The sequence below is a fragment of the Halomonas sp. AOP7-E1-9 genome, assembly GCF_052376035.1.
Classification (GTDB): domain Bacteria; phylum Pseudomonadota; class Gammaproteobacteria; order Pseudomonadales; family Halomonadaceae; genus Vreelandella; species Vreelandella citrativorans.
In genome coordinates, this window is sequence record NZ_JBQSVC010000001.1 from 193349 (window position 1) to 211355 (window position 18007).

Annotated in this window: 16 protein-coding genes; 3 read left to right on the plus strand and 13 right to left on the minus strand. The window is 53.6% G+C overall.

The genetic code is table 11. The features are described from left to right. Positions 1-9: 9 nt before the first annotated feature. Together htpG and ACT3R4_RS00940 are read right to left on the minus strand one after the other, a co-directional pair. Positions 10-1914 (minus strand): molecular chaperone HtpG, encoded by a 1905-nt coding sequence (htpG, locus tag ACT3R4_RS00935; protein ID WP_441677022.1) that lies wholly within the window; start codon positions 1912-1914, stop codon positions 10-12. A 102-nt stretch (positions 1915-2016) separates the two neighbouring features. Beyond that, positions 2017-2364 (minus strand): YkvA family protein, encoded by a 348-nt coding sequence (locus ACT3R4_RS00940; protein ID WP_441677021.1) that lies wholly within the window; start codon positions 2362-2364, stop codon positions 2017-2019. 101 nt (positions 2365-2465) lie between these two features. Between ACT3R4_RS00940 and ACT3R4_RS00945 the strand changes: the two genes are divergently transcribed. Further along, positions 2466-4415 (plus strand): transglycosylase SLT domain-containing protein, encoded by a 1950-nt coding sequence (locus ACT3R4_RS00945; RefSeq protein ID WP_441677020.1) that lies wholly within the window; start codon positions 2466-2468, stop codon positions 4413-4415. Between the two features lie 55 nt (positions 4416-4470). Here ACT3R4_RS00945 and ACT3R4_RS00950 read toward each other — a convergent pair whose 3' ends face one another. Continuing rightward, on the minus strand, positions 4471-5127 hold the full coding sequence (locus ACT3R4_RS00950) for a LysE family translocator (protein WP_441677019.1): 657 nt from the start codon (positions 5125-5127) through the stop codon (positions 4471-4473). Positions 5128-5262: 135 nt separating this feature from the next. On the opposite strand from ACT3R4_RS00950, the gene ACT3R4_RS00955 reads away from it, so the two are divergent. Continuing rightward, a complete protein-coding gene (locus ACT3R4_RS00955; protein ID WP_441677018.1) occupies positions 5263-5466 on the plus strand; it encodes a cold-shock protein in 204 nt (67 codons plus the stop codon). A 61-nt stretch (positions 5467-5527) separates the two neighbouring features. Here the strand turns inward: ACT3R4_RS00955 and ACT3R4_RS00960 are convergent, their stop codons facing one another. The 4 genes from ACT3R4_RS00960 to ACT3R4_RS00975 form a co-directional block, all read right to left on the minus strand. Next, the gene (locus ACT3R4_RS00960; protein WP_441677017.1) at positions 5528-6280 is read right to left on the minus strand and encodes a hypothetical protein; all 753 of its coding nucleotides are present in this window, start codon (positions 6278-6280) and stop codon (positions 5528-5530) included. Positions 6281-6323: 43 nt separating this feature from the next. Continuing rightward, positions 6324-7283, minus strand: coding sequence for a lipid kinase YegS (yegS, locus tag ACT3R4_RS00965; protein ID WP_441677016.1), 960 nt, complete (start codon positions 7281-7283; stop codon positions 6324-6326). A gap of 38 nt (positions 7284-7321) precedes the next feature. Further along, positions 7322-9952 (minus strand): aminopeptidase N, encoded by a 2631-nt coding sequence (gene pepN, locus ACT3R4_RS00970; protein ID WP_441677015.1) that lies wholly within the window; start codon positions 9950-9952, stop codon positions 7322-7324. A 96-nt stretch (positions 9953-10048) separates the two neighbouring features. Next, complete coding sequence (locus ACT3R4_RS00975) at positions 10049-10534, minus strand: YajQ family cyclic di-GMP-binding protein (protein ID WP_441677014.1); 486 nt, start codon at positions 10532-10534, stop codon at positions 10049-10051. Between the two features lie 216 nt (positions 10535-10750). Here ACT3R4_RS00975 and cobO point away from each other — a divergent pair, with 216 nt between their 5' ends. Then, positions 10751-11350, plus strand: coding sequence for a cob(I)yrinic acid a,c-diamide adenosyltransferase (gene cobO, locus ACT3R4_RS00980; RefSeq protein ID WP_441677130.1), 600 nt, complete (start codon positions 10751-10753; stop codon positions 11348-11350). 86 nt (positions 11351-11436) lie between these two features. On the opposite strand, the gene ACT3R4_RS00985 is transcribed toward cobO, so the two are convergent. From ACT3R4_RS00985 to hfq, 6 genes are all read right to left on the minus strand, one after another. Beyond that, a complete protein-coding gene (locus ACT3R4_RS00985) occupies positions 11437-12735 on the minus strand; it encodes an adenylosuccinate synthase (RefSeq protein WP_193053829.1) in 1299 nt (432 codons plus the stop codon). Further along, entirely contained in the window at positions 12735-13928 is a 1194-nt protein-coding gene (locus ACT3R4_RS00990) for an ATP phosphoribosyltransferase regulatory subunit (protein WP_172116284.1), read from the minus strand. Before ACT3R4_RS00990 ends, ACT3R4_RS00985 begins: the two co-directional genes overlap by 1 nt. Before the next feature lie 184 nt (positions 13929-14112). Next, the gene (gene hflC, locus ACT3R4_RS00995) at positions 14113-15009 is read right to left on the minus strand and encodes a protease modulator HflC (protein ID WP_172116283.1); all 897 of its coding nucleotides are present in this window, start codon (positions 15007-15009) and stop codon (positions 14113-14115) included. Continuing rightward, positions 15010-16284, minus strand: a complete 1275-nt coding sequence (hflK, locus tag ACT3R4_RS01000) for an FtsH protease activity modulator HflK (RefSeq protein WP_192526309.1) — start codon at positions 16282-16284, stop codon at positions 15010-15012. Between the two features lie 126 nt (positions 16285-16410). Then, a complete protein-coding gene (hflX, locus tag ACT3R4_RS01005) occupies positions 16411-17721 on the minus strand; it encodes a ribosome rescue GTPase HflX (RefSeq protein ID WP_172116281.1) in 1311 nt (436 codons plus the stop codon). A 37-nt stretch (positions 17722-17758) separates the two neighbouring features. Beyond that, positions 17759-18007, minus strand: a complete 249-nt coding sequence (gene hfq, locus ACT3R4_RS01010) for an RNA chaperone Hfq (RefSeq protein WP_009099947.1) — start codon at positions 18005-18007, stop codon at positions 17759-17761.

Consider the following 18007-nt stretch of genomic DNA (forward strand, 5'->3'; position numbering starts at 1 on the left):
CAACGACGATTAAGCGGTCAGTACGCTATTTAGACGCTTCACATAAGCGGCTGGGTCGTCCAGATGACCACCTTCGGCGATAATCGCCTGGTCAAGCAGGATGTGCGCTAGCTGTGTGAAGATCTCGCCTTCTGCTCCTTCCAGGCGTGTTACCAGCGGGTGCTCCGGGTTGAGCTCTAAAATGGGCTTAACGTCCGGCATTTTTTGCCCGGCGGCTTCCATAATGCGGCGCATTTGAAAGCCCATCTCATGCTCAGGCAGCACGACGCAAGCCGGAGAGTCAGTCAAACGATGGGTAACCTTGACGTCCTGAACGCCATCGCTAAGCGCTTCTTTAACACGCTTCAGCAAGTCTTCTTTCGCCTTGGCGGTCTCTTCCTGAGCTTTTTTCTCGGCTTCGTCTTCGACATCACCAAGGTCCAGCTCGCCTTTGGCAACATCCGCAAAGGATTTACCGTCAAACTCGGTCAGATGGCTCATCAGCCACTCATCAATACGGTCAGACAGCAGCAGAACTTCGATACCTTTCTTGCGGAATATCTCCAGGTGCGGGCTGTTTTTCGCCGCATTGAAGCTATCTGCTACCACGTAGTAGATCTTCTGCTGGCCTTCTTTCATGCGCTCGACGTAGTCGGCAAGCGATTGATCCTGGGTAGCGGTGTCGCTGTGCGTTGACGCAAAGCGTAAAAGACCGGCGACTTTTTCGCGGTTGGCAAAATCTTCGCCTGGGCCTTCCTTCAGCACGCTGCCGAAGGTGTTCCAGAAGGTTTGGTACTCTTCGCTGTCCTTGGAAAGCTTTTTAAGCATATCCAGCGCACGCTTGGTCAGCGCCCCTTTGATCTTGTCGACCTGCGGGTCCTGCTGCAAAAGCTCGCGGGAAACGTTGAGCGACAGATCGCGCGTATCCAACACGCCTTTGATAAAGCGCAGGTAGAGCGGCAGGAACTGTTCAGCGTCATCCATGATAAATACGCGCTGCACATAAAGCTTAACGCCGCGAGCGCCATCGCGCTCATACATATCAAAAGGCGCCCGGCCCGGCACGTAGAGCAAACTAGTGTACTCAAGCTTGCCCTCTACCTTGTTGTGGCTCCAGGCAAGCGGGTCGCTAAAGTCATGGGCAACGTGCTTATAAAACGCCTTGTACTCGTCATCAGAAACGTCGCTCTTGGGGCGCGCCCAGAGTGCAGTGGCTTCGTTAACGGTTTCCCACGTGGTGACTTCGCTGCCTTCGATGTCGTTGCCTTCATCATCCTTGGCCGTTTCGGTCTTGGGCATGCGCACGGGCACTTCAATATGATCAGAGTACTTGCGCACCAGGTTTTGAAGGCGGTAATCGTCAGCAAACTCTTGAGCGTCTTCTTTCAGATAAAGCGTAATTTCGGTGCCGTGAAGCTCGCGCTCAATATCAGCGACGGTAAACTCACCTTCGCCTTTAGAGCGCCACTCAACGCCTTCAGAGGCGGCCGTCCCGGCTTTGCGGGTACGCACTGCCACTTCATCAGCCACAATAAAGCCTGAGTAGAAACCTACACCGAACTGGCCGATCAACTTGGCATCTTTTTGCTGCTCGCCTGACATCTGCTTTAAAAACTCAGCGGTGCCTGAGCGGGCGATGGTGCCCAGATTAGCGATAACGTCTTCGCGGTTCATACCAATACCGTTGTCGCGCAACGTAATGGTATTGGCTTCTTTATCGTGCTCAATTTCTACCCGAAGCTCGCTGTCGCCCTCGTACAGCGCATCGTTATCTAGCGCCGCGTAGCGCAGTTTGTCACAGGCATCCGCGGCGTTAGAGATAAGCTCACGCAGGAAAATCTCCCGGTTGGAATACAGGGAGTGAATCATCAGGTTGAGAAGCTGCTTAACTTCTGTTTGAAAGCCTAACGTTTCTTCGTGGGTCGCTGTTGACATTCGCCTAGCCCTCATCAATCACGTTTGTTTAGAGTTCCTGCCTCCCAATGAGACAGGAACGAAAAAATGTGTGAGTTGGATATGGGGATAAGCAGAGCGATTTCAAGAAGGTGAGTGTTGAGAAGTAGCGATATCAATATCGCCGTACTTCCAGGCGCGGTAATCTGCCAAGCGCTGGTCGATACGGTTGAGAAGCCAGCCAACGATAATGACATCGTCAACCAGACCTATGAAAACGAGAAAGTCCGGAATTAAATCGAACGGCATTGCAAGGTAGGCAAGCGCCAACGCCATCATGCCAAAGGCAGCCCAGGGCACAGGTCGAAAGCGACCGCTCAGGACATCAGACGTCATGGGCACAAACAGTTTCAGTGCGCGTCCGATACGTTTTACAGCCCAAAGGCGGGATTTAAGTCGACGAAATAGCCACAACGTGGATAATCGAGCCATCGTAATTGAATCCTCCAAGTGTCACGATTGTCTGAACACTATTTGCCCATTTCGTTCACTATTAGCGGTTGCCAATCCGTTAGCGAGAAAGAGAGAAAATTATGCAGGCATCGTCATTCAGATCCCCTTTTCGCACCCTATGCGCGGCAATCCTGGTGGGCTTACCCTCTGCCTCATGGGCCGCTTCTGATACCGCAATGCGCGATGCGTTAGAAGCCGCTCGTCAACAACAGTGGAACCACATCGACGAGCGCGCTATTGAAGGTCATGTGCTGAGCGGCTATGTCGACTACCACCGATTACGCAATCAACTACCCAACGTCTCGACGGCCCAAGTACAACGCTTTATTGACCAGCATAACGACTCTCCGCTTTCTGAGTGGCTACGCGGTCAGGCCATTGCCCAATATGGCCACGCGGGGCGTTATAGCGATTTGCTGGCCGTTGCCGATGGCGAACCTGCAGGCACCGCTCGCCAGTGTTATTACTATACGGCCATACTGGATTCACAGCCCCAGCAGGCCGCAGAGGCAGGCCTTGCACTTTGGCTTGAAGGCAGCTCTCAGCCCGATGCGTGTGACCCCCTGTTTGACCGCCTGCGGGCTAACGGCACGATTGATGCAACGGCTATCTGGGAGCGAAGAATGCTCGCTTGGCAAGCCGGTGAAGATCGTCTCTCAGCCTATTTAGACGGGCTGCTCAGTGGCCAGTGGCACACCGCGATTGAAACCGCCGACCAAGTGAATACCAATACCCGCGCGGTCACCTCAGCGCCCGCCTGCCTTGGCCCTGAATGTGCGGCAACCGCCAGTTTCTACAAAGCCGCGATGCAGCGGTTCACCCGTAAAGATACCCCGGCCGCATTGAGTAGCTGGCAAACCATCTCGCCCAATTTGAACCTTCTACCCAGTGATCAGCAAGCCATTGAAGAAGAGTTGGCTTTCTATGCACTGGTACGCAATGTACCCGGCGCATTAGGCTGGGTAGATGACGCTCTTCCCTCGCTGGATAGCGAGCGCGTGCTTGAGCTACGCGTACGCCGTGCATTGGCAGACCGGCAGTGGCAGGAGGTAATTCACTGGATTGCGGAAATGCCCACCAGCCAACAAGAAAACAGCCGCTGGCAGTACTGGCTGGGGCGTGCCAATGAACAGCTGGGCAGCCAGGAGGCGGCCACCGCTCGCTACCGTCAGGCGGCGACCGACCGCAGCTTTTATGGGTTTGCGGCCGCTGAACAACTTGGCCAGCCTTACCAACTCAATCTTGAGCGCAATCATTTTGATGAGGCTTCACGCGAACGCACTGCACGCCTCCCCGTTGTCCAGCGTACCGAAGCGCTGCTACGCATTGGCGAAGACGGCCTTGCCAATAGCGAATGGCTGTATGCGGTGAAAAACGGCACGCCCCAGCAGGCGCGCGCCTTGGCCGACTATGCAGCCCATCAACAGTGGCATGCACGCCTGGTACAGACCACGATTGCTGGTAGCATGTGGGATGCGCTTGATTGGCGTTTCCCCGAGGCTTACCGGGAGAGCTTTATGCACTGGGGCCACCAAACCGGTGTAGACCCGTATATGCTAATGGCGATTACCCGTCGTGAAAGTGCTTATAACCCGGTAGCGCTCTCTCCAGCAGGCGCCCGCGGTTTGATGCAGCTAATGCCCGGCACGGCAAGCCTGGTAAGCCGCCAACTGGGTATTAGTGACCCAGGGCCTTACGGCATTCTTGACCCTGAACTTAATATTCGCCTGGGCAGCACTTATCTGCGCGACAAGCTGAACCGCTATCAGGGTAACCGACTTGCCGCCGCTGCGGCCTATAATGCTGGCCCTGGGCGTGTTGATCAGTGGCTGGGAAGCGATATGGAGTCATTTGATCTGTTTGTGGAAAGCATTCCCTTTAAAGAAACACGCGATTATGTACAGGCGGTGCTTAGCTATCGGGTAATTTTTGAAAGCCTGGCCAACGGTGGTAACAGCGAAGGTGTTTCACTGTTGAGTGATAGTGAACAACAGGTACGTTACGACCGCGCTTTGCTGGCTCGTCAATAAGCGTACAAAGGTAATCGCGCTTACTGCCTGGTCAGTTTACTCACCAAGCGCCCAGCTATACTGGGCGCTGTTCCATCGCCAAACGGAGCCCAAACGCGACCAGCACCGCGCCAGTCGCGGCATTTAACACCTGCGCAAAGCGCACGCTGGCGAGCCACTTGCTGGCACCTCCTACCATGAATACCACGCTAATTTGCCAGATATTGGCAATGATAAAGTGGACACCTGCTAGCCACAGGGACTTGACCAACGCCGGATCACCCGGCGCAATAAACTGAGGCAAAAAAGCCATATAAAAAATAATCGTTTTTGGATTCAATACATTGGACAGCAAGCCTTCCTTAATGGGCTGCCAAAGCGGAACAGGAGAAGCAGCACCGATCACCCCTTTGACCGGTAATGGCTGGCCACGCCTTGCGGCTAACAAACTGGTGGCCCCTAGCCATACCAGATACCCCGCCCCGACTAACTTTAATAGATGAAATGCCCAGGCCGACTGGAGCAGAATCAGTGAAATGCCTAATGCCGAGATGGTCGCGTGTACAAACAGACCGCAGCAGATCGCTAAGCTGGTGGCAATGCCGTCCCGTGCCCCGCCTCGGGCAGTGTTACGGATAACCAGCAAGGTATCCACGCCAGGCGTAATCGACAACAGTGTAATAGCGACCAAAAAGGCTACAAACTGAGAATCCACAAGCTGTATTGACGACATATACGCGGCTCAACAAAAGTTAAGAAACATTAGATTGTTACTGGACGACCCATTTTTTTGCATCTACATTGATTTTGGCGGGCGAATCCTATGCAGGTTCGCTTGATCATTATAAGCACGTTAAGGAAACGACTAATGGCAACTGGCACCGTCAAGTGGTTCAACGATACGAAAGGTTACGGCTTCATCTCACCCGATGATGGCAGTGACGACCTGTTTGCGCACTTCTCCGAAATTCAAGCGGAAGGCTTCAAGACCCTGCAAGATGGTCAAAAAGTCAGCTTTGAGGTAACGCAGGGTAAAAAGGGCCTTCAGGCTTCTACCATTCGCCTTGCTTAATCATGGCCGAATGTAGCGAGGCCCGCCAAGGCGGGCCTTTTTATTGCCTACTCAACGCGCCTTATTGATGAGTAGCGTTAGCATTATCGCTGTCTGCGTCTTCATTCAGAATAACCCCACGGCTACTACTGCCATTATGTTCACGCTCGATTTCCTGAAACTGCTCTTCAAGGCGCTTTTGGGCTTCCTCAAAGCGGCGTTCGGTATCCTCAATCAATGCATCAACATCGGTAGCTTCCCGGTTATCTTCCAAGCGCGAGCTTTCGGGTAGGCTGCTCTGTGTTTCCCACTCATTGGACAATGCTTCTTGCTCAATAGCATCGTACTCTTCGGCTTGTTGCTCTGCTTCTTCAAACTGCTCATTTAAGCGCCGCTGGGCTTCCTGAAAGCGCTGTTCAGTCTCTTCAATCATTTGATCGACGTCGGAGCGCGTTGCCTCTCCTGGTAATGCACCACCCTCTTGCAGTATCTCATCAGGGTCCGCCGCCAGAGTGTCTTCGCCTGCTGTTACCTCTTGGGCCTCGGACTCGTCAGCGTTGACTGCATCATCTTGCATATCATCACGCAGCGCCTCGGCCTGCTCTAGCTCTTCAGCGGCTTGGCGCGCCTCAACGTCATCCTCTATCTCCGCAGGGCTTGGAATATCCGCGGCATTTTCAGCGGCGGCCGACGCCTCTTCCTCTTGTACAACGTCATCATCAGAAACCGACGAAGGCTCATCCGGTGTCACATCAGTCTCTTCTTGAGAGTCGCCACATGCGCTTAGCAATAGTGCCAAGGTGGCAATAACCGGTATCCATAAACGGTTTACCATTAGATTCCCCTTCTTAAATAACGCTTTTAAAGACAGCCTACGATCAGTGCCGGTCATTTGCTGACAGTAACGGACAGCCCTCAGGCAATAAAACGTGCAGCGCCAACGGCACCACTTCAACGCAAAAACGATCATACTGACACATTTCGCCGTCCAGCGTTAAGGGCCAAGCGGGATCATCTTTCTGAGTTGTGACAGTCAGCTCAGTCGCTGTGAAATAGCGTACATACTGCCCATCAGAGGGAAAGCTCTGAAGCTCGCTAATCAGCGTCGGCAGTTCCGTTACGGAGCTAAAATCCTTCACCAGAAGAACATCCAAGCGGCCATCATCAAGCTTGGCACGTGGGGCGAGCACCTGTCCGCCGCCTGATTGCCGGCCATTACCTAACGCCAATAACAGCAGCGAGACATCCTGCTCTTTATCGCCCCAGTGAAGCGTGCCACGATAGCTGCGATGCCGCCAGGCTTTAAGCGCCCCCATTAAGGAGTATGCACCTCCGCCTAACAAGCGTTTCAGCGTCTTCGGTGTTGAAGAGGTAATTTCCGCCCCAAATCCGCCCGTGGTCATGTTGACGTAGTACTGAACGACGGTTTTATTATTAGCCTCAGCCGTTACTCGTACGACATCAACGGGGTATGCGCTTAGTGTCCTTGCCTGTGCCAGCGCAGGGCTTGGCTCCAACGGTAACCCCGTGGAGGTGGCAAAGTCGTTGGCACTGCCCAGCGGCACAACGCCCAAAGCGGGACGCTTATCATGAGCGACACGCATTAGCCCGTTAACCACTTCGTTAACAGTGCCATCGCCGCCGCAGGCGATGACATGGGTGATGCCCATATCACATGCCTGCTCGGCAAAGAGAGCGGCGTCACCGCCCTCCCATGTTGAGCGCACGGTAATCGGCATCCCTGCCTCACGCTGCTCTTCAACGGCTTCACGCAGTGCCGGGTTCCCGGCTGATTTACCATTTATAATCAGTAAAAAATGCGGTTGTGAGTCGTTCACCAATGGCTTCCCTTTCATGGTTGGAACGCTGGGAGTGCTTACGCCAGCGCTTTTTCAACTACTTCATATACGTTCGAAGATAGCGGCTCTTTTTTGATACGTTCCAACTGCGCATGCATTAAGGCCTGGCGCGCTTCGTCAAAACGCTGCCAGCGTGTTAGCGGGGTAACCAATCGCGCGGCAATTTCCGGGTTTAGTCGATTAAGCTCAATCACCACATCGGCAAGCAGCGCGTAACCCTTACCATCCAGGCGATGGAAATTAACCCGATTTTGCGTAAAAGCACCCACTAGCGCACGTACTTTGTTTGGGTTCTTGATTGAAAATGCCGGATGCTGCATCAAGAGCTCGACACGCTCCAGCACATCAGGCTGAGGCCGCGTCACCTGAATCGTAAACCACTGATCCATAACCAGCGAATCATGCGCCCATTTTTCACCAAACGCTTTTAAAGCGGGTGACGACACGTCATCACGTTCGCTATGCACAAGCAGCGTTAGCGCATGGCGTACATCGGTCATATTGTGGTCAGCGGCAAACTGAGCCTGACAAAATGCAATCGCCTGCTCATCCTCAATCGACATCAAATAGCTAAGCGCTATGTTTTTGAGGCTACGCTGGGCGATTTGCTCAGGCGTTGGCGCGTAAGCCTCCTCCGAGCGATTGGCTTCAAACGTGGCCATAAATTCATCGCGAAGTGCTAACGCCAATGATTGGCGCACAAACTCACGCGCCGCGTGAATCGCATCGACATCGACGATCGGCTGCTGCTCGGCAATGTAGGCTTCAGAAGGCAGGGTTAGCATCTCGGCCAGCACCGCCTTGTCAGACGTGGAGCTTGTCAGCAGCGCTCTAAAGGCTTCCGTAACGCGGCCATCCATGACTTTTTCAACGCCATTACGATGCGCCGCGATCAGATCGTCCAACGCCAACATGGCCAAGCGCTGACCGGCATCCCAGCGGTTAAAACCATCACTATCATGGGTGAGCAGAAACGCCAGTTCTTCACGTGAATAGGGGAAATGTAGCTTCACTGGTGCCGAGAAGTCACGCAGCAGTGACGGTACTGGCGCCTCGGCCACATCGGTAAAGACAAAGGTCTGCTCGTTATCGCGTAAATGGATCACCGCATCCTTGCCCAGTACTTCCCCGGCCATGGTCAGCGTTAAGTCCTGACCAGACTTGGTTCCCACCAGCCCCATCCGCACAGGGATATGCAGCGGCTGCTTCTCGGTTTGGCCGGGCGTGGCAGGAGTGCGCTGCCGAAGCGTTAGCCTGTATTCACTATGTACATAGTCATATTCGCCGTGGACATCAATCTCTGGCGTACCTGCCTGCGCGTACCAGCGCATAAATTGATCAAGTGTTTGGCCCGACGCCTCTTCCATACAGCCAACAAAGTCTTCAATGGTGACCGCCTGACCATCAAAGCGTTCAAAGTAGGCATCGGCCCCTTGGCGGAAATTTTCCCACCCCACCAGGTTACACAGCATACGCACTACTTCTGCACCCTTTTCATAAATAGTCAGGGTATAGAAATTGGTGATTTCAATGTAGTGGTCGGGGCGCACAGGATGCGCAGTGGGGCCTGCATCTTCTGCAAACTGCGCCGTACGGAAAAAAGACACATCTTGAATACGCTTAACCGGCGCCGAGTTGGTATCAGCGGAAAAACACTGGTCCCTAAAAACGGTAAAGCCTTCTTTCAGCGATAGCTGGAACCAGTCACGACAGGTCACTCGATTACCGGACCAGTTATGAAAATATTCGTGGGCCACAATGCCTTCCACGTTTTGAAACGTGGCATCGGTGGCGGTATTGGGATGCGTCAGTACAGCGGCAGAGTTGAAAATATTCAGCCCCTTGTTTTCCATCGCTCCCATATTGAAATCGTTAACGGCCACGATCATAAACAGATCAAGGTCATATTCGCGGCCATAGGTCTGTTCATCCCACGCCATGGAACGCTTGAGCGAAGCCATAGCGTGTTCGGTCTTATCGAGATTTTCCTCTTCTACCCAAATTTGCAGCGTGACATCACGGCCGCTCATGGTAGAAAAGTGGTCTTCAACCTTGTGTAAATCACCCGCTACCAACGCAAACAGGTAGCACGGTTTAGGATGCGGATCTTCCCATTTCACGAAATGGCGACCGTTTTCCAATATACCGCTGTCCACGGGGTTGCCGTTGGCCAGCAAAACGGGTTCGTTGTTTTGATCACCAATGACCGTGACGGTAAAGGTGGCCATCACATCCGGGCGGTCGGGGTAGAACGTAATGCGCCGAAAACCTTCCGCTTCACACTGAGTACAGTACATACCACTCGACTGATAAAGTCCCTCCAGAGCAGTGTTAGCACCAGGCGCAATTTCTACCTCACTTTCAAGGCTGAACGCTGCCGGCACCTGCATAATACGCAGGCTGCCCTCATCCAACTGGTAATCCGCTTCCGCTAGCGGTGTGCCATCAATGGCCAACGAGATCAGCGACAACTGCTCGCCATTCAGCACCAGGGGCGTTTGGGCGTCTACGTTTTCGTTACGTTCAATCAACAATCGTGCTTTTACACGGGTGGCAGCAGGGTCAAGATCAAACGTCAGCTCGGTATGGGTGACCTGGTAGGCGGGCGGCTGATAGTCGCTTAAATAAACCGGCTGCGGATCAGACATAGTGCGTTAGCTCCTGTAATAAACGATGGTTGCGAGTAGGCAAAAGAGTGGCAAAAACGGGGCTGCGCATAGACACCGCCCTACACGTGATAAGGCTTAATCGCGGAAATTATCAAACTGCAGAGGTAGTTCAGGCCCCTCTTCACCCCGTAAAAGCGCCATGACGCCTTGTAAGTCGTCACGTTTTTTCCCGGTCACGCGAACTTTTTCACCCTGAATTTGCGCTTGGACTTTAAGCTTACTCGCCTTGATACGCTTTACCACATCCTTGGCTTCTGCCGCATCAAGCCCCTGCTTCAAAACGACGTCCTGACGCGCCTTCACCCCGGAAAGCTCGGGGTCTTGAATATCCATGCAGCGCGCATCAATGCCTCTGGCAATTAACCGACCGCGCAGTACATCCAGCATCTGCTTAAGTTGAAAATCGACCTGGGCCTCTAACTGCACTTTTTCGCCTTCAAGGGCGAAGCTTGCGTCAACGCCTTTAAAATCAAAACGCGACTGCACTTCACGATTCGCCTGGTCAACGGCGTTAGACGCTTCGTGCTGATCAAATTCCGACACAATATCAAAAGAGGGCATGGCATTTTTCCTGGCAAGTTATGAAGGGTTATTTTAGAGCAGTAAGCTCCCTATCGGCCAATTCTGTTATTGATTAGCCGCAAAAACCTCGATTCCTACGGAAAAGCTTAACAACTGTATAAATTTTATTCACATTTAAGCCACCATCACGGCATTGCAAGCTCTATATGGCGTAGGCTAGAGACCTTCATGCAGCCTTTTAAGAGGAAAGCGACGGTGAAAGACCGCGATACACGCCATAAAGCGTCGATGGAAAAACTCAAAGCCCGCGTGGATGAAAAAGTAGCCAGCGCTACAGAACAGCGCGGACTGCTGCTGGTGAATACCGGAAATGGTAAAGGCAAGACCACGGCCGCCTGGGGCACCGTCACCCGTGCGTTGGGCTATGGCTATAACGTGGGGGTTATTCAGTTTATTAAAGGCTTATGGGAGTGTGGCGAACGCAACCGTTTGGAAGATGACCCTAATCTTGACGTCGCAATTATGGCAACGGGCTTTACCTGGGACACCCAAAACCGTGAGGCCGACACTCAAGCCTGCCTGGCCGTTTGGAAAGAGGCTGAGCGCATGCTGGCTGACCCAAACACTTACCTGGTCGTGCTGGATGAAATTACCTACATGCTCAAATTTGGCTACCTGGATATCGCCACCGTTAAAGCGGCGCTTGAAAATCGCCCCAGCGAGCAGACAGTAATTATTACGGGGCGTAATGCGCATCGAGAACTGGTAGCCATGGCGGATACCGTCACCGAAATGCAGGAAGTTCGCCACGCCTTTAATAATGGCCTACAGGCACGTCGCGGCATTGATTTTTAATCAAGATTTACCAAAAAGGGGCGCCAAGGCACCCCTTCTCATACACCCGACGATATTCTCAGCGAGTGTTATTCGACGACAGCGGATTATTCGCCGTCAAACGGATTGCGCAGTACGATGGTTTCAACACGGTCTGGGCCCGTTGAAATAATATCAATACTGGTGCCTACCTGCTCTTCCAAGAAACTGATGTAAGCACGGGCATTAGCCGGTAAATCGTCGACGTTTTTAGCACCCAGCGTTGACTCTTTCCAGCCTGGTAAATCCTGATAAAGCGGCTCTATGGCTTCGTAGCCTTCAGAATCAACCGGGTTGTCCAGCACGTCACCATCTTTACTGCGATAGCCCACGCACACCCGAATATTTTCCAGACCATCGAGCACGTCAAGCTTGGTCAGGCAGATGCCGGATATTGAGTTAATTTGTACCGCATGACGCAGGGCCACTGCATCAAACCAACCGCAACGGCGTGGACGACCCGTGGTGGCACCAAATTCGTGGCCACGCTCAGCCAGGTGACGGCCATGGTCGTCGAACAGCTCAGTGGGGAACGGTCCTGAACCCACGCGCGTGGTATACGCTTTGGTAATACCCAGCACATAATCCAGGTAAAGCGGGCCGACACCAGAACCCGTGGCCGTGCCGCCAGCCGTGGTGTTGGAGCTGGTAACAAACGGGTACGTACCGTGGTCGATATCCAGTAGCGAGCCTTGGGCGCCCTCAAACAGAATATTCTCACCCGCCTTGCGCAGGTCGTGAACCATGCTCACGGTATCGCATACCATCGGACGAAGCTCATCGGCCATTTGCATGGCGCTGTCCAGCACTTCCTGGAAGTCGACGGCGGGTTCACCGTGGTAGTTAACCAATACGAAGTTGTGGTAATCCAGCACTTCGCCCAGTTTGGAGGCAAACCGCTCCCGATGAAGCATATCGCCCAAGCGCAAGCCACGGCGTGCCACTTTATCTTCGTAAGCCGGACCAATGCCTCGACCCGTTGTGCCAATCTTGGCAACGCCACGGGCTTTTTCGCGGGCCTGATCAAGGCGCACGTGGTAAGGCAAAATCAGCGGGCAGGCAGGTGAAAGGCGCAGGCGCTCACGCACCGGTACACCTTTATCTTCAAGCTCGCGGATCTCTTTGATCAGCGCTTCAGGCGAAAGCACCACCCCGTTGCCGATTACGCAGGTTTTACCCGGACGCAGGACACCCGACGGAATGAGATGAAGCACCGTTTTTTCACCGTCGATTACCAGCGTGTGGCCCGCATTATGGCCACCCTGGAAACGCACTACCGCCGCCGCTGACTCGGTGAGCAGGTCAACAATCTTGCCTTTGCCTTCATCACCCCATTGGGTGCCCAGGACTACGACATTCTTACCCATTATGCACTCGTCTCTTGTGTCAGGGCCGTTGTCTGCCAACAGCCATCGATAAACTCAAGACGGCGGTCACACTTGTGCTCCGCCGGCCCAGTACGCTGCCCAGGCAGCGCTTGAATAACGCGTTCTCCCTGCTCTCGCAGTGCAACTATGGCAGCGTTGAGAGACTCTTCCTCTTGGGCAGGCGCCCAAATGGCGCCGTTTCCTGGCGATGCCAAGGCCAATGATGCCAACTGCTTTAAATCCATCGAAAAGCCAGTAGCCGGACGTGCACGCCCAAAGGCGCGCCCCGTATCATCATAGCGGCCACCCTTTGCAAGCGCATGGCCGTAACCTGGCACATAAGCGGCAAACATCATGCCTGTGTGGTATTGATACCCACGCAGCTCGGCAAGATCAAAATAGAGCGACACGTCAAAGCGAGCCAACACGCCCTGATACAGCGCACTTAACTGATCAAGCGCGGCGGTTACAGAGGCCGGAGCACCTGCAAAGCGCTCGCGTGCTTGCTCAAGTATACTGGCGTCGCCGTGCAACTCACCTAGCGCCATAAACATATCGGCCAGTACCGGGTCGCTGACGCTTGCGTTAACTTGCTCCGCCAATTGTCCCGGCGACTTGAGTGCCAGTGCCTCAAACAGCGTGCTCTCCTGCTCATTATTAAGCGCGGCAGCGTCTACCAAACTACGGTAAATGCCGATGTGCCCAAGAGCCAGATGTATTTCACCTGCGCCTGCGGCTTTTAAACTGGCGAGCGCCAAATGAATGATTTCACTATCGGCCTCTAACCCAGCATGGCCAAACAGTTCGACGCCGACCTGAACAGGGCTGCGTCCGCCCTGATGCTGATCAGCTTTAGCGCGCAGTACGTTCGTGCAGTAGCACAGCCGAACGGGCCCTTGGCGTTTGAGCGAGTGGGCATCCATACGCGCCACCTGCGGCGTAACATCTGCCGAGGCGCCCATCATACGGCCGGTTAATTGGTCTGTTAGCTTAAAGGTTTGCAGATCAAGGTCGGTACCGGTACCGGTCAACAAGGAGTCTAGAAACTCCACCGGTGGTGGCATGACCTGGTCATAGCCCCAGCAATGATAAAGATCAAGCAGCGCGCGGCGCAGCTCTTCCATGCGGCTTGCCTGAGGCGGTAGCACCTCATCCATGCCGTCGGGCAACAGCCAGCGGTCAGCGATGGTCATGTAAACAATCCTGCAAGACGATGAAGGCCCTGGAGTCGATGAATACGCGCTTGACGCATTAACGTTAAATGAGGGCCACAAAAAAACCGGGCGACGCCCGGTTCAATTAAGTCTACCACGTTTGCTCAAGGGATGAACCCCGCCATGCGTTCTGCTTCATGGCAAAATTCACCCCTATACCAACTTACTCTTCTCCGCCTGCTTGCCCGTTAGGATTAGCACTGCGCAGGTAACGGAAAAAGTCGCTGCTGGGGTCTAATACCAGCATATCACCGTCGCCCGAGAAGCTATCGCGGTAAGCATTCAAGCTACGCCAAAAGGAGAAAAACTCCTGATCCTGGCCATACGCTTCAGAAAAGATACTGGCTGCCTGAGCATCACCTTCACCGCGCAGCGTCTCTGCACGCTCATTTGCCTGAGCGATAAGTACGTGGCGACGACGGTCAGCATTAGCGCGAATCCGCTCCGCTTCTTCCTGTCCCTGGGCACGCCATTCGCGGGCTTCGCGCTCACGCTCAGAGCGCATCCGCTCAAAGACTGCCGCTGACACGTCTTCAGGTAAATCAATACGCTTGATGCGAATATCGCGGATAGCGACACCCAGCTCATCACGCATCAGGCTATCCAGCTCTTCGGTAGGGCCAATCATCAGGTCATCACGGCGCTCGGCAATGATTTCCTGCAGATTAAGACGGCCAAACTCGTTACGTAAGCTCTCGTCAACACGTGGCTGAATAAGGCGGATCGCCATCATTTCATCGCCTGCCGTTGCCTCGTAGTAGCGGGTAGGATTAACCACCTGCCATTTAACGTAGGAGTCGACGATAACTGCTTTTTGCTCAAGCGTCAGATAACGACTGGTATCGGTATCCAGCGTCAGCAGGCGCGTATCAAACTTACGGATCGTTTGAGCAACCGGTATTTTGACATGCAGGCCAGGCTGAATATTCTCTTCAATAACCTCACCAAAGCGCAGTTTTACGGCACGCTGTGTCTCATCAACAACATACAGCGAATTACTTGCCAACCACGCGACAACAGCCAAGCCACCAACGATCAGCAGGGATCGATTATTAATCATTTACCGGCCCTCCCTGCGAATAGAGCTACTACTTGAAGATGAAGAATTCGTCGTTTGGCTTCCACGTAAACTTTCTACAACACGCGGATCCAACTCCTCACTGCCTGAGCCACTGTCATTAGCGCTTGATGCGCTATTGCTGCGCCCACTATTGCCACGCATTTGATCAAGCGGCAGATACATTAGCGGTGCATTTTCGCTTACATCCATGAGTACCTTGGGCGTACCGCCGTAGACGCTTTCAAGCGTATCCAGGTACATCCGCTCACGCATTACCTCTGGCGCATTTTGGTACTCTGTTAACAAGGCATTGAAGCGATTCGCTTGACCCTGAGCTTCGGCCACGACCGACTCACGATACCCTTGGCCTTGCTCAACCACGCGTTGGGCTTGACCCTGAGCGGCCGGGATAATGGCGTTAGCGTAAGCCATGCCTTCGTTAATGGTACGCTGGCGGTCTTCGCGAGCACGAATTACGTCATCGAATGCGTCGATAACCGGCGCAGGCGCGGAAGTCGACTCAATGTTAATGGTTTGTAAACGGATACCCGCTCCATACGCATCAAGATAGGACTGCAAGCGGCTAGCGACCGAGCTGCCCAGGATTTCACGCCCTGAGGTCAGGATATCGATCATGTCTGTGCCACCTACAACGTGACGCAAAGCAGAATCAAGCGCATTTTCCATGGACAGTGCAGGATCACGCACATTGAGAACAAAATCTTGCGGATTTGCGACCTGGTACTGCGCCGATATTTCCACTTCCACGATGTTTTCATCGCGCGTCAGCATCGCCTGGGTTTGTGACACAGAGCGAACACGCGTGACATTCACCATGCGGACATCGTCAATCAACGGCGGATTCCAGTGAAGGCCCGGCCCAACAACGCTCTGGTACTCACCAAAACGTAAAACAACGCCACGCTCAGACTGATCCACCAGATAGAAGCCGGAGGCTGCCCAAATCGCTAGCGCAACCACAACTAAAAGGCCCGGCAATGCAAGCGTATTACGTGGTTTACCACCACCGCTTCCACTGTTCCGCTTGTTTCCGTTGCCTTTTTTACTGCCGCCGCCCAGCATGCCGTTCAGCTTGTCTTGAAACTTCTTGAGCGCTTCATCAAGGTCAGGAGGGCCTTGGTTATTACCCCCATTATTCCCGCCCCGATTACCGCCGTCGTTGCCACCACGGTTATCACCGTCGTTGCCACCCCGTCGACCACCACCACTCCATGGGTCGTGCTGGTTGCCACCACCAGGCTCATTCCAGGCCATACTTCGTCTCCACTAAGGTGCTCATCTGCGCATGGCATGCCTTCGGCAAGCTCCATGCGCTTTATTGAAATTATTGCTATATCAAACTGTTATTACCATCCCTTACACGAGTAGAAAAGCAAGGACCTACCACTCGTCAACTTCACGTAATGCTACAGGCAAATAGGTGTTAGCACGCTCACCCAGCTGCGCCATTAATTGGTTAAAGTCGCGACGCGGTAGTCGAACATCCAATACAGAGCGCCCCTGCTCATCAAATGCTTCCTGACGCACGGCGTTTAGCTCATGAAGTCCTGCCCGCAGCTTGCCCTGTTCTGGCGTCAGTGTCAGCGAAAATCCGATGACATCGCCAGCCAAGCGCTCAGTAAGCGCTTCATGAAGTAGCTCAAGACCTTGGCCTTGTTGAGCAGACAACCACACCACTTCAGGCACGCCATGCCCATCACGCTCAATACGCGGTGCGCTATCAAGCTTGTCGATTTTATTCATTACCTTGAGAACCGGCACACTATCGGCGCCAATCTCTTTCAATACGTGCTCTACCTGGTCAACGTTTAGCTCGCGATCAGGGTCGGCTGCATCAATCACATGCACAAGCAAAGTGGCTTCCGCTGCCTCCTGAAGCGTCGCCTGGAACGCCTCAACAAGCTTATGGGGCAAATGCCGGATAAACCCTACTGTATCCGCCATCACCACCGGGCCCACGTCTTCGATCTCAAGGCGCCTCAGTGTCGGGTCCAGTGTTGCAAACAATTGGTCAGCGGCATACACATCGGCATTGGTTAACGTATTAAACAGCGTCGATTTGCCTGCGTTGGTATACCCGACCAGCGACACACTGTGGATTTCCGCACGTGCACGGGCGCGGCGGTTCTGCTCACGCTGGCTACGGACTTTATCCAGCCGCTTATTGATTGACTTAATACGCCCTCTTAATAAACGGCGGTCGGTTTCCAGCTGCGTTTCGCCGGGCCCACGCAAGCCAATCCCGCCTTTTTGGCGCTCAAGGTGCGTCCACCCACGCACAAGGCGAGTAGACATATACTCTAGCTGAGCAAGCTCGACCTGCAGCTTACCCTCATGGGTTCGTGCCCGTTGCGCAAAAATATCGAGAATCAGACCCGTACGGTCAAGGACTCGGCACTTGAGTTCTTTCTCAAGGTTGCGCTGCTGGGAAGGACTTAAACTATGATTGAAGATCACCAGCTCCGCCTCATGAGCCGCGAGCATCGCTCGCAACTCTTCCAGCTTTCCCGAACCCACAAAGGTTCGTGAATCAGGGCGCTGACGACTAGCGGTGAGCAGCGTCGCGGGCTCTGCACCTGCAGAGCGCACGAGCTCTAAGAACTCACCCGGGTCTTCACGTGCTTGTTCGTCATGAAAATCAACGTGGACAAGAACTGCCGTTTCACCGGCTTCTGGGCGTTCAAAAAACAATCAATACCTCGAGGACTCTATTGCTCATCCAGCGGTGTTAAATATCCGCATCAGGCGCGGCCGGGTCTTGTGCCGGCAAACGCACATTACGCGAAGGCACCACCGTGGAAATAGCATGTTTATAAACCATCTGACTAACGGTGTTACGCAGCAGAATAACAAACTGGTCAAACGATTCGATCTGGCCTTGAAGCTTAATGCCATTTACCAAAAAGATGGAGACCGGAATGCGCTCTTTGCGCAAAATATTCAAGTAAGGATCTTGAAGGGACTGCCCTTTGGACAT

Bases quoted from the DNA above. Each gene is read 5' to 3' on its own strand.
- ACT3R4_RS00960 (WP_441677017.1), bottom strand. From the start codon at position 6,280: ATGGTAAACCGTTTATGGATACCGGTTATTGCCACCTTGGCACTATTG.
- ACT3R4_RS00945 (WP_441677020.1), top strand. From the start codon at position 2,466: ATGCAGGCATCGTCATTCAGATCCCCTTTTCGCACCCTATGCGCGGCA.
- ACT3R4_RS00955 (WP_441677018.1), top strand. From the start codon at position 5,263: ATGGCAACTGGCACCGTCAAGTGGTTCAACGATACGAAAGGTTACGGC.
- ACT3R4_RS00990 (WP_172116284.1), bottom strand. From the start codon at position 13,928: ATGACCATCGCTGACCGCTGGCTGTTGCCCGACGGCATGGATGAGGTG.
- htpG (WP_441677022.1), bottom strand. From the start codon at position 1,914: ATGTCAACAGCGACCCACGAAGAAACGTTAGGCTTTCAAACAGAAGTT.
- ACT3R4_RS00950 (WP_441677019.1), bottom strand. From the start codon at position 5,127: ATGTCGTCAATACAGCTTGTGGATTCTCAGTTTGTAGCCTTTTTGGTC.
- hflK (WP_192526309.1), bottom strand. From the start codon at position 16,284: ATGGCCTGGAATGAGCCTGGTGGTGGCAACCAGCACGACCCATGGAGT.
- ACT3R4_RS00985 (WP_193053829.1), bottom strand. From the start codon at position 12,735: ATGGGTAAGAATGTCGTAGTCCTGGGCACCCAATGGGGTGATGAAGGC.
- ACT3R4_RS00940 (WP_441677021.1), bottom strand. From the start codon at position 2,364: ATGGCTCGATTATCCACGTTGTGGCTATTTCGTCGACTTAAATCCCGC.
- pepN (WP_441677015.1), bottom strand. From the start codon at position 9,952: ATGTCTGATCCGCAGCCGGTTTATTTAAGCGACTATCAGCCGCCCGCC.
- hfq (WP_009099947.1), bottom strand. From the start codon at position 18,007: ATGTCCAAAGGGCAGTCCCTTCAAGATCCTTACTTGAATATTTTGCGC.
- hflC (WP_172116283.1), bottom strand. From the start codon at position 15,009: ATGATTAATAATCGATCCCTGCTGATCGTTGGTGGCTTGGCTGTTGTC.
- ACT3R4_RS00975 (WP_441677014.1), bottom strand. From the start codon at position 10,534: ATGCCCTCTTTTGATATTGTGTCGGAATTTGATCAGCACGAAGCGTCT.